The organism is Chromobacterium alticapitis (genome assembly GCF_002924365.1).
GTDB lineage: Bacteria > Pseudomonadota > Gammaproteobacteria > Burkholderiales > Chromobacteriaceae > Chromobacterium > Chromobacterium alticapitis.
On the sequence record NZ_PQWB01000164.1, the window covers coordinates 18,376 to 30,223 of the forward strand.

General features: G+C 67.7%; 11 protein-coding genes. All 11 read right to left on the minus strand.

Translation table 11 applies throughout. The features are described 5' to 3' along the window. Positions 1-6 precede the first annotated feature (6 nt). On the minus strand, positions 7-327 hold the full coding sequence (locus C2I19_RS20320) for a hypothetical protein (RefSeq protein WP_103904409.1): 321 nt from the start codon (positions 325-327) through the stop codon (positions 7-9). Positions 328-335: 8 nt separating this feature from the next. After that, positions 336-1,544 (minus strand): hypothetical protein, encoded by a 1,209-nt coding sequence (locus C2I19_RS20325; RefSeq protein WP_103904410.1) that lies wholly within the window; start codon positions 1,542-1,544, stop codon positions 336-338. A gap of 9 nt (positions 1,545-1,553) precedes the next feature. After that, a complete protein-coding gene (locus C2I19_RS20330; protein ID WP_103904411.1) occupies positions 1,554-3,494 on the minus strand; it encodes a DUF4815 domain-containing protein in 1,941 nt (646 codons plus the stop codon). Positions 3,495-3,505: 11 nt separating this feature from the next. Beyond that, the gene (locus tag C2I19_RS20335; RefSeq protein WP_103904412.1) at positions 3,506-3,988 is read right to left on the minus strand and encodes a BW3TFN family phage tail fiber component; all 483 of its coding nucleotides are present in this window, start codon (positions 3,986-3,988) and stop codon (positions 3,506-3,508) included. 13 nt (positions 3,989-4,001) lie between these two features. Then, positions 4,002-5,321 carry a phage tail protein gene (locus C2I19_RS20340; RefSeq protein WP_103904413.1) on the minus strand — a complete coding sequence of 440 codons (1,320 nt, stop codon included), beginning with the start codon at positions 5,319-5,321 and terminating at the stop codon, positions 4,002-4,004. Beyond that, positions 5,314-6,603, minus strand: a complete 1,290-nt coding sequence (locus C2I19_RS20345) for a baseplate assembly protein (RefSeq protein ID WP_158253784.1) — start codon at positions 6,601-6,603, stop codon at positions 5,314-5,316. Before C2I19_RS20345 ends, C2I19_RS20340 begins: the two co-directional genes overlap by 8 nt. Before the next feature lie 373 nt (positions 6,604-6,976). After that, positions 6,977-7,678, minus strand: a complete 702-nt coding sequence (locus C2I19_RS20350) for a phage baseplate assembly protein V (RefSeq protein ID WP_103904415.1) — start codon at positions 7,676-7,678, stop codon at positions 6,977-6,979. Beyond that, complete coding sequence (locus C2I19_RS20355) at positions 7,678-8,715, minus strand: phage late control D family protein (RefSeq protein WP_233201304.1); 1,038 nt, start codon at positions 8,713-8,715, stop codon at positions 7,678-7,680. The genes C2I19_RS20350 and C2I19_RS20355 overlap by 1 nt, the downstream gene beginning before the upstream one ends. After that, complete coding sequence (locus C2I19_RS20360; RefSeq protein ID WP_103904417.1) at positions 8,712-8,927, minus strand: tail protein X; 216 nt, start codon at positions 8,925-8,927, stop codon at positions 8,712-8,714. Before C2I19_RS20360 ends, C2I19_RS20355 begins: the two co-directional genes overlap by 4 nt. 3 nt (positions 8,928-8,930) lie before the next feature. Then, entirely contained in the window at positions 8,931-9,845 is a 915-nt protein-coding gene (locus C2I19_RS20365) for a phage tail protein (RefSeq protein WP_103904418.1), read from the minus strand. 29 nt (positions 9,846-9,874) lie between these two features. Continuing rightward, on the minus strand, positions 9,875-11,848 hold a 1,974-nt coding region (locus tag C2I19_RS20370; RefSeq protein WP_439647054.1), incomplete at its 5' end, for a hypothetical protein.

The following is an 11,848-nucleotide window of genomic DNA, read 5'->3' on the forward strand; positions in this document are numbered from 1 at the left end:
TCCAGGCTACAAGCCGGCGCAAGCCAGCGCCGCCAAGGTTTTCAATTGCGCGTCATGCTCGGCCAGCCGGGCATTGAGGGCATTCTTCTGCTCCACCAATTGCGCGGCGGCCTGATCCAGATCGCCGCGTTCGCGCTTGATGGCCGCCACCAGCTCCTGCAAGGTGTCGAGATTCAGATCGTCGCTGGCCAACAATGCGTCCAGGCTGGCGATCTTCTGGTCCAGCGCGGTAAAGGCGTCGCGGATGCGCAGCACGTCCTCGGCCAGGCTGTTGGCCGGATGCGGCAGCGGCAGGTTGAGATGAGGCGTCGTCAGGATTTCCGCCATATCGCCTCCTACAGCACGATGACGCGCAGCTTGCGCACGCGCGGCCGCGCGGCGCTATTGCCGCTCAGCGTCAGCTTGACCCGCACCATGGCTTCGCTGATCGAGGCCAGTTCGTGCGTCATCTCCATCCAGCCGTCGCCCTGCGGCTTGCTGCCCAGATAGGCCACCGGCTGGAACACATCGCTGGGATCGATGCCGGCGGCGGCTACCGCCACGCTGGCGCCGGCCGGAATCAGCGCCTCGAACACCACCCGCACGCGGGCGTTGTTGCCGGCGGGAACGGCGCGGCTGACGTAGTCGGCGGTTTGCGCCAGCTGGCCGCTGACCAGTTGGGTGCCTGGAAACAACACCGGAGACGCTTGCTCGGTGCCGAGCAGGCGCGCGGTGACGCCGATCTGGCCGCTCAAGGGCGCGGGCAAGCGCACCGGCTGGCTGTCCGCCACTTGCACCACGCTGCCGTCCGGCAGGCCCAGGCTGTATTCGACGCGGGCGGAAGCTGCGGGGCTGTCGGACAGCGACAGCAGCATCAGGTCGGTGGCGTTTTGCACCGCGATCTTGCCCAGATCCAGCGTTTTGACGGTGACGGAGTAGTTGGCGGCCAGCAGGCGGAACGCCATGTCGCGGTCCTGGTGCGCCGTCCAGGTGCTGGCATTGCTGGACGACAGCAGCACGCCCACCTGGTAGGGCTGGCTGGTCACCCAGCGGCTGGCGCTGCTGTCCCACTTGCCCAGTTCGGCGATGGCCAGCGCGGTGTCGGCATCGTCGCACAGCACCACCAGCGCGTATTCCACGCTGCCTTGCAACCACACCGGCGCCGAAAACTGGATGCGGGTGGGGCCGGCCAGCGACATGTCCGCCGGCTGCAGGCGCGCCTCCGCCAGCACGGCGCGGGTAGGCACGCCGCTGCTGGTTTCGCGGATCTGCACCGCCACCGGACTGGCGCCCTTGGCGGTAAACCACAACTCGACGCCGCCCAGCTGGGTATCGGCATTGAGCGTGAAGGTTTGCGCCAGCGGGTCTACCTGCCAACGGGTCTCGGTAATCCGGGTCACCAAGCGGCGCAAATCGGTTTGCAGCTCGCCCTGGCCGACAAAGACGGCCTCGCCGCGGCTGCCGCCGGCGCCGACGAACTCCACACGCTTGGCGCCGGCCGGCACGCCGGCCGGGATGGTGAACTTGCCGGCAAGCACGCCGGCGCTATTGGCATTGAGAGACATGGTTTTTCCTTATTGGGCGGCGGGCGCGAGGCTGATGCCGTCGAATTTCAGGCTGGACAGGGCTTCGTTGGGGCCAAAGCCGGACACCGTGAAGCTCACGTCGATCGCGCGCAGGGTTTCGATCGGCTTTCGGCTGGTGGAAAGCAGCATGTCGTCGGTGGATTGGCTGATGCTGGAGCGGTTGCCATAGCCTATGGTCAGGCGCTCCGTCATCGGGCTGGCCCAGCTGGTCTGCGTCTCGGTCCAGCGGTCCACCGCCGGCGTCAACGTGACGGGGGCGGGCAGCGGGTCGAAGGCCATGTAGGGATTGACCTTCATGCTGCCGGTGTGCATGGGCTGCTCCAGTACCGGCGACAGGCTGAAATCCAGGCTGACGCGCGTCGCCACATCGCCGGGCATGGCCGATACGCTGGCGCGGATGGGCAGGGTCAACTCTCCGCCGACGATGGCCGCGCTCTGGGCGATGCCGGCGTCGCGCATGCTGTCGGACAGGAAGGGATCGACGAACAAGCCTTTCTTGGTGCCGGCCTCGCGCAATTGGGCATCGGCGGTCAGGCCCTGCTGGGCGATTAGCTCAGCCATGTGGTCCAGCCGGCCTTGCAGCCCGGCCAGGTCCGACATCGGCACCACCCGCACGCCGTCATTGCCGACCTGGCGATCGCCGCTCCAGTTCTGCGCGACCGAGGCCAGCGGCAACAGCGCCGCCGGCACGGTCGGCGGCTGCGGATTCCAGTCCGCCGCCACGCCCTTGATCCACACCAGCTTGCCGTCGGCGCCGATGGCCAGGCGGTCTATCCGCGGCAGCTTCTGGCTATAGCTGACCAAAACCAGGCTGCCCGGCACCGCGCCCGCCACGGTGAAGCCGGTCGCATCGGCCTGGGCCGGCTGCGCGGCGGCGATGAACTGGTAGCGCGCCGTATAGGTGCTGCCCGGCGCCGGCTCGTTGCCCGGCAGGCTCCAGTCCAGCTTGCCGGCGCTGAGCTTGTAATCGGTGCCCGCCGCGTAAACCGTCGCGCCCTGCTTGACCTCCAGCACCGAAATGACCGAGGTGTCCGGCAACGGGTCCTGCGCGCCGGTGTAGCCGCCATGCGTCAGCGTGACGGTCACTTCCTTGGTGATGCGCACCTGGCTGATGGCGGCCACCGGCGAGCGATCCAGATTGATGCGCTGGGCGTCGCCGCTGGCGCTGGTATGCGGTTCGCTGTCTATCTGCCGCAAATCGGGCGCGGCGGCATACACCAGCCGGCGCGAGGTGTTCAATTCCACGCCATAGCCATTGACGCGGGCGCGGCCCTCGCTGACCGTGTAGACCTGCTCGCCGGTCGGCAAATCGGCGGCGGCGGCGACCGTCAGGCCGGAAACGACATAGGAGCCGCCAGAGCTGTCGCGGTCATAGCGCGCCAGCGCCTGGGTGACGCCATCCAGCTGCGGCGGCGGCTCCTTGGCGCGCAGCACGCCGTTTTCCACTTGATACACCGGGAAAAACTCGCCCGGCTGTCCATCGCCGGCATAGCCCCACACCGCCTCCACCTTGAGACGGGCGGCGCCAGCCTCCTGGTAGTTGCGCGCGCCCACGGCCGGATCGCGCAGGCTGGGGTCTTCCAGCTCCGTCACCACGCTTTCTTGCAGATACAAGCCGACGGCGATGACGCCCACCACCGGCAGGGTGAGCTGTTTCGGCGCCACGCCGCGCACGGCGCCCTTGAGATAGACGGCGCCGGCCTCGCAAACGGTGGCGCCGCTGTCGGCCTGCACCACGATGCGCGCGTCGCGCACCACATTGCCGTCGCGGAACATGGCGTCGGCCACGCCCTGGATGCGGGCGGCCAGACCGGACTGGACTTCATTGAATTCGGCCGCCTGCACCGCGTAACCCACCCGGAACAGATGCGCGTCGAAGTGTTTGGCCGGATCGAAACGGTTGTAGTAACCGTCGGGCATATTAGACATGGCTGCTGTCCTTACAGGGAAATGACATGTTCGAAAGTCTCGCGCGTGGCAGGCGAGCGATGAATGGGCGTGATGCGCTCCAGCGCCACCAGCGTGCCGGGCGCCACCATCTGGTCAGGCGTGAAATAACGCTGCCCTGCGGGCAAGTCCGGCTTGGTGCGGGTGCCGGCGAAGACGGCGACCTCGCGGATCACCGAGGCCGCGGCGTCGCCGAACTCGAAAGCGATGCGCAGCAGCAGGTGGCGGGTCGGATCGGCCGATATCCGGTAACGGCCGGTGGGCACCACGACTTCGCCAGCCGCGTCCTCGGTGACGAAACGCACTTCGGTGATGAGCCGGCGGCCCACCTCCGACAGCAGCGCCGTGGCGTCCACCAGCTCGGGCACCGGCTTGTCGTCCCAGGCGGCGTCGCCGACGCCCCAGGCGAAATGCAGCGTCTGGGACGCCAGCGCGGCGGCCAGCGCCGTCCGGCCGCTAAGGGTCAGAGTTGCCATTGCTTGTTTCTCCTCATGGGTTCAGGGTGTGATGGGTGAGACTGCTGTCGCCGCGCCAGCTGCGGTCGTCCCAGGCGCCCAGCCAGCGATAGACGCCGGCCCGCGGCCCGATGCCGGGCGTGTCGCCGCCATGCAAGCGATAAGTCGCGCCGCTGCCGGTCGGCAGGGAGAACGGCAGGTCCGACCAGCGCAAACCGCCGCCCAGCCGAACCGGGCCACGCCAATCCGCCAAACTGGCGCGGCGGGCATGGATAGCGCCGCTGACGGCCGCATGGTCTTGGCGGACAGCCGCCAAACCATGCGCGGCGACCTCCACCGCCTCGATGGGGAAGCGTTCGCGGCCGGGGTCGAAGTCGGACAGGCGGGACGCCGGGTCCGACCAGAGGAAGCGCTTGGAAGAGGTTTCGGCATAACCGCCGAAACGGGTGTTCGGCTCGCCCAAACGCGTGTCCGCCGACAGCACCAGGGCGGCGCGGGCGATGCGGCGGTGCGGCGTCATCGGCATCCAGCGTCCCCACTGCCGGGCGTCCCAGCCGCCGCGCCAGGCCGGCGCGGGCGGATTGCCCGCCAGGATGACCGGATTGCGCAAGCCTTGGGCATTGCCCAAACCGATCAAGCGGCTATGCATCACCGGGTGGTTGAGCACCGGCGCGTCGCCGAAACGGAAGATGCCGTAGCGCAGCACGTCGGGATAGAACACGCGGGAGACATGCCGCCGCCCGCGCGCGGAAAACACGCCGCTCTCCTCCCTCGCCGCGGCGAGCGGCAGCAAACGTCCAAAGCTCAGCTGCACGTCGTCGCGCCACACGCCGGAATCGTCGGACAAGAAGGCATCCGACCAACACCCCGCTTGCGAGGCGCGCAGCAGGCGGCGGTCATAGCCGCTATGCAGCCGCGCCAGATGCGAACGCGCCGGCGCGGCGAAGCGGGCCAGCTCCAGCACGGTCGGCAACGCCTCGCTTCCCACCGGCGCGGCCAGCGCCAACTGGAACTCCGCCCAGCGGCAGGCTGAATCGCTCGCATCCTCCACGCGGGCGGCGTATCCGGCCCAGGACAGGGCGGTTTCCACCGACCAGGGCGAGCCTTTGGCCCGGTGCCAGGCAGTCGACTCCTTGATCGCCCGCCGTCTGGCGTCGTCGTCGGGCAGATAAGCCCACAGGGGGCCAAGCACATTGAATTGCTCGGCCAGCAGCGGCAACAAGCCGGCCGGCGCCTGGTCGATCAGATACAGCAGCACGGGCGTCAGATCGATCCGGCCGCTGCGCGCGGCCAGCGCATCGAAAACCGGCGCGCGCGCATCGCGCGCCAAAGGCGGCACCAGGAGATCAGACATCGTTCACCACCCTGCCCAAGCTGACCTCCACCGCGACGCAACGCGGCCATTCGGCCGCCGACAGCACCCGCGTATCGACAGGCTCCAGCACGCGCACGTCGTATAGGCCGTCGATGTCGTGCAAGGCGGTTTTGATCTGCGACGGCACGATGTCGCCGCCCAGACGGCGCGCCAGCTTGTCGGCATGCGCCTGGCAACGCTCCGCCACCGTCCGGCGCACCAGCTCGGGAATTCGGGTGCTCAGCACATCCACTTCCAGGCGGATGGCGTAGTCGACGATCTGCGCCGGCACCACCTCGATCCGGTCGTTGATCATGCGCGCCTTGCCGTCCTCCAGCGCCGCCTGGACGCGCTGGAGGGTCACGGCCTCCGGCGAACCGGCGCGTCCCAGCACCACCACCTGCACCGTGCCGTCCCGCCGCGGCGAGATCACCCGCACGTCGGCGACATCGACCGACGCGGACATCGCCGCCAGCCGATAGCGATTGACCGAGCCCCAGGAATAGGCTTCCGGCGCCAGCCGGATGCGCTGCCGCAGGCGTTCATCGTCCTCCGCTTCGGCGCCGCCCCGCGGCGTGCTCATCCCCGCCACCGCCACCGGCGCGCCGATATCGTCCAACAGCTGGTTCAAATCGTCGGCCTGCAGCAAATTGCCCGCCTCGCCCGGCGCCGTGGCCACGACATCGCAGACTTGTTCCTGCGCCTTGTCGCTCAGCCGGATCGCCAGCGGCGTCGTGGTCTGGAATTGCACCTCGCTGTTGCCCGCGATGCGCGCGCCGGCCGGCAGCGTCAATTGCTTGGCGCCGCCGGCATCGGCATAGGCGGGAAAAGTGAACTTGACCTGGGCCATGGCAGGCTGGGCCGGCTGCCGCGACACCCCCACCAGTTCGCCTAGATAGTCCAGCATCGGCGCGCGGGCGAAGGCCACCAGGTTTTGCCTGCCGGCGTCATTGAATGCGGCGCGCGCCAGGCTTTCGCGGTAGGCGAACAGATTGATCAGCAACTGCTCGACCTGGCCGGGATATAGGGGTTTGCCGGCCATTTGCTCATAGGTTCGCGCCATTTCGGCGACGATGGCCGTGGGTTCGTCGGCGACAAATTTGGGCAGATCGGCGTAGGCGAGGCTGGGCTGGCGGTTGGCCAGCATTTCGGCCAACAACTGCTCCATCTGCTTGGGGTACAACTCCTGGCCGCCCTGCTGCAGGTAGGCGTCGGCCAGGGCACTGGCCGCGGCGGCGGGATCGGCCGGCGGCGCGAACGGCTCTGCGGGATTCAGGCTCATGTTCTGGTCCATGTCGGGGATTCGCGTCGGAAGGAGCGCGTGGGGCGGCTCAGCCAGCCGGCCCATCGCAATATGACAAAATCATCTCAAATGCCGCAGGCCGCGGCTTTTAAACTGACTTAGGAAATATCGTGAAGCCGAGCGGCGCCGGGGCGGCTCGCGACGCCCGTTAAGACTGGGAGAGAGCGCCGCACAGCGCTTGTTCATGACGGCGGCCCGGCGGCGGCCGCGAAAAACGCCCCTGGCGGTGAATGTCACGGCCAGGGGCGTTCGGCAAAATCATGCGCAGGCGGAACGGGGAAACGCTTCGAACCGATCCGATGCGCCGCCGCCTGCGGATATCGGCACCCCGATGAAAACGCCGAATACCGCGTTACAGCGGCGGGCTGGTGGGGCCGTGCGCGCCCATGTGGTTGTGACCGATCAGGCTCTTGCCGCCAGCCGTCACGTCGCCGCTGACGCTGACACTGCCGCTCACGGTGGCACCGCCGCCGCCGGACACCGCCATGCCGCCCTGGCCGGTGATGGCGCCCTTCACCGTCAGCGTGCCGCTGATCTCGGTGGCCGGCGCATTGATGCTGACCTTGCCGCCCGCCTGGATGGTGATGGTGTTGCCGCCTTTGATCAGCACAGCATCGCCGGAGTCGCCGGTCAGATTGTTTTTGGTCTTGAGCGTGATGTCGGCCTGCGTCTCCACCACCACGTGTTGCACGCCGCCGTTCACCGTCAGCTTGTGGGCCTGGCGGTCGTACTCCAACATCGCGCCGTCGTTGAAGCGGCGCTGCCATTTTTCCTGGCTGTTGACGTCGCTGGTATCCACATCGGAGAAGATGGCGCCCAGCACCACGCCATCCTCGCCGCGCGCGTCCAGCAGCACCGCCACCTGTTCGCCCTTGTCCAGCATCCAGTAGTCCTTGTCCTGCAGGCTCTTGCGGGTCAATACCGGCAGCCAGGCGGTTTCCAGCCCGCCCAGCTCGGGCAGGGTCACTCGCACCCGGTGGCGCTGGATGTCCATATCGGACACGCTGCCGAATTTCAGCGTCGCCAGCGCGTTGCTCAGGGAAACGTCGTTCATCACAAAGCCTTTTCCGCGGGCGCGGCCCGCTTCAGATCGAGTTCGCACAAATAGCCGCCCTGCCGCGACAGCCGGTGGCAGGCCCGCTCTATCAGGTAGCGGCCGGACAATTTGCCTATGCCGCTCAGCTCCACATTGCGGCCGGCCGCCAGCTGCGGCGCGCCGTCCACCGTGATGGACAAGGAAGTGCGCGCCAGCTGGCGCTTTTCCATCTCCGCCTTGGCTTGCTGCTCCGCCTGGCCTTTGCCGCCGCTCTTGCGCGTCAGTTTGACTACGTCGGCGCTGCTGGCCTTGCCGCCCGGCGCCTTGGCGTCGGCGCCGACCCGCGCCGTCAGCAACTGGCGGGTCTTGGGATCGTGGTAGCTCACCTCCACCGCGCTGGGCACTTGGGACAGCTGGTCGCGGGCGCGCCAGCTGATCAAGTCGCCCAGGCCGAACGTCATCACGCCGGCTTCATTCAATAGCGAACCGCGCTTCCAAAACACCAGCTTGCGATTGTTGTCCATCACCTTGCAGATGTAGCCGTAATTGCCGGCCACGCGCTGCAGGAAGGCCAAATCGGTTTCGTGGTACTGGGTGAGCCGGTCTATCAGCACCGATTCGATCTTGCCTTCCAGCTTCATGCCGTGATGGCCGGCGATCTGCTGGGCCAGCTCCTGCAGCGTTTTCTTCTCGTAGGCGCGGCCCTGCTTGGTGCGCAGCGGGTTCTGCACGCCGGTGGCCAAGGCGCGGATGCGCACCACGGAAGGCGGCGCGCTGTATTCCACCTCGTCCACGTCGAAGCCGCCCACATCCACTAGCGTCTGGCCGCGATAGCCCAGCTTGAAGCCCAGCGTCGCGCCTTTGTCCGGATACCAGGCGTTCAGCCAGCGGCCGTCGCTGTCTTCCAGCTCCACCTCCAGCTCGTCGGATTCGCCGGACAGGTGGTCGGTGTAGCTGATGTTCAGCGCGTACAGCGCGATGTCGGCGGTGATGGACTTGCCGTTGTAGCTGAGCTCGAAGGCCGGCGCCGGCACGTCCTGCCGCGCGGCGCTCATGGGCGCCTCCACGGCGGCAGCTGGTCGATCAGCGCGTCATCCTTGGCCTCCAGCAGCGGGATAGCCAGTTGCAAGCCGCCGGGCAGCGTCTCGCTGATGGGCGCTTGCGGGTTGGCGGCGATCAGCATCACCATCTGCCCCACGTCGCCGTAGTAATGCCAGGCGATCTGGTCCCAGCGCTCGCCTTCCTTGCAAGTGTGTTTGAGAAACATGATTCACTCCAGAATGCGGCGCACCGCCGTTCGCGCGGCCAGCTTGGCCAGGGTCAGGTCGCGATTCGCCCAGTCCTTGTCTATGTCCTGAATGATGGCGGCCCCCTCTTCCAGCTTGCCGGCCACATTGTCCTGGGTGCAGCCCCGCATGGTCTGGGCCAGGCGACCCAGCTTGTCCGCCGTGTCCTGCAGCGGCTGCACCAAGGGCTTTATGGTCTCAGCCAGGTGGGCGTACGGCTGGATGAATTCCTTCAGACGGCCGACGCCGTCGGCCAGGCCCGGCGCCGCCACATCCAAGTCGTCCAGCGCCTTGGGCGCGCGCGCCATGGCGGACAGCGGATCGCGCCGCGCCAGGTCTCTCAGCTCGCGCACATCGTTGACCACGGCGCGCGCCTTCACCGTTAGGCTCTTGACCTTGGACACCGCCTCGGTCAGCCCGCTCAGATTGGGCTTGAGGCCGGCGCCCGGCGCCAGCTGGGTCAGCTTGGCCTGGGCCAGGCCGCTGACGCTGCCCAGCAGGCCGGGCCGCGCGCCCAGGGCCGGTTGGCCGCCGAACTCGCGCAAGGACAGCTGCGCCTCCACCGCGATCAGATTGCCGTTGCTGTCGGTCTGACGGCCGGTGCTGGTCAGATCGGTGATCACGAACATGCCCTTGTGGTCGCCGTTGCCCAGCACCAGCGCCAGCGCCTGGTGCTGCTGCCGCGCCGACTGCAGCCGCTGCAGCTCGGCGTCCGGCTGGCAGTAGGCCGCGTGCAGCACCAGGTCGATGCGGATTTCGTCCAGCTTGTCGCCGACGAACTGCAGCACCGGCTTGCCGCCTATGCGGCCGTGCTCGGCGTAGTCGCTGCCGGCGCGCTGCTCCATGCCGTCCCAATAACTGATCAGATCGAATTCGATGTCACCGAGTACCGCGTACATCGCTTGCTCCTTGTGTCATGTGGCTCTCCTCAACCTTGCGTCGCGTAGCCGCGGCGCTGCCGGTCGGACTCGTAGCGCTTCATCAGCCGCTCGAACTCGGCGAACGAGGTCTGCATCGCCTGCTGCACCTGCTGCTTGGTCCCGCCCTGCGCGCCGCCGCCCACGGTGATCTGCGGCGAGAAGGCGATGTGGAAGGTGCCGCCTGCCGGTTTGGCGGGTTTGGCGCTCTTGGCCACGGCTTGCTGGATGCGCTGCAGTTGCTGCGTCTGTCGGGCTTGCTCGCTGGAGCGGGCCGCCGGCGCTTTCGCCGCGGGTTTGGGCGTGGGTTTGGGCACAGGCTTGGGAACCGGTTTCGGCGCTGGCTTAGCCGCAGGCGCTGGTTTGGCGCTGGCCGTAGGCTTCGGCACCGCGACCGGCTTGGGCGGCGTCGCATGTTTCGCCCACTGTTTGCCGATGGCTTCGCCCAGCCACTCGCCGCCCTTCTGCCCGGCCCAACTGCCCAGCTGCTGGCCGACGACCGTGCCTACCGGCCCCAGCAAGCTGCCTATCGCCGCGCCTGCCGCGCCGCCGGCCACCGAGCCCGCTGCGCCGCCCACCGCCTTGCCGTAAGCAGCTGATTTGGCCTGCGGGCTCAGCTTGGATTTCTGGATCTCGGCCAGATCCATGCCCAGGCTGAGCACGTCGCCCACCACGCCGGCCTTATGCATCGCGCCCTTTAGCAGCCCTTTGGCGCCGCCCAAGGCCTTGATCTCCCGTGCACCAGACGTCAGCGCCTTGCTCTCGGACAGCACTTTTTCGACCTTGCCCACCTGGCTGGCCGCGCGTCCCTCCTTCAAGGCCGCGCCGGGTTTCAGGGAGGGTTTGACAGCCGGCGGCTTGGGCGCCGATTTCGCCGCGGCGCGCGGGCGGGATGAAGCGGCTGCCGGTTTTTTGGCGCCCGCCTTCCCGCTAGATGGCTTGTCAGCCTCGCCCTCGCCGCCGGTCAGCTCGTCCTTGAGAAAGCCCAGGCCCGCCTTCAGCAGCTTCTGCTTCGTGCTGCCCTTGGCATTGCGGAAACGCTGCATGGCCGTTCCGACGCTGCCCAGATAATGCGATGCCGTTTCGCCGTACTGCTGCGCCTTGTCCAGCATCTCCTGCGCGCGGTCCGCATCCGGCAGCCGGTTGCCCAGCATGGGGTTCAGCTTGGCCCGCGCCGACTCGTACAACTGGCGTCCGGTATCCGTTCCCAAGAAGCGGGAAGCGCCGCCAGCCACCTTCTGCGCCATGTCGCTGCCGCGTTTAAGCTTGTTGATGCCGTGCTCGACTCGGTCCAGCTTGCTTAAGGGCTTGCCCGCCTTCTTCTTGGCTTCCGCGACAGCCTTGCCTGGCCTGGCCTTGGCTGCCGGCTTGGCGGCTTTCTTCTTGGACTCGGCGACGGCCTTGCCCGGCTTGGCCTTGGCCGCCGGCTTGGCGGCTTGCTTCTTCGACTCGGCGACGGCCTTGCCCGGCTTGGCCTTGGCCGCCGGCTTGGCGGCTTGCTTCTTCGACTCGGCGACGGCTTTGCCTGGCTTGGCCTTAGCCGCCGGCTTGGCGGCTTGCTTCTTCGACTCGGCGACGGCCTTGCCTGGTTTGGCCTTGGCTGCCGGCTTGGCGGCTTTCTTCTTGGCGTCGGCGACGGCCTTGCCCGGTTTGGCCTTGGCTGCCGGTTTGGCGGCTTTCTTCTTGGCGTCGGCGACGGCCTTGCCCGGTTTGGCCTTGGCTGCCGGTTTGGCAGCTTTCTTCTTGGCGTCGGCGACGGTTGCGCCGCGTTTGCTCTTGCCCGCCGACTTTCCGCTCTTTTTGTCAGCCGTCTTGTCCCCGGCCGCCGCATCCGCTTCGTCGTTCTTCAGGAAAGCCACGCCGGCGGCCAATAGCCGTTTGGCTGTGCTGCCCTGGGTGTCGCGGTAGGCTTTCAGCGCATCGCCGGTGCGGCCCAGATAGTTCGCCGCCTTGCCGCTGTAGTCCTCGGCCTTGTCCAACAGGGA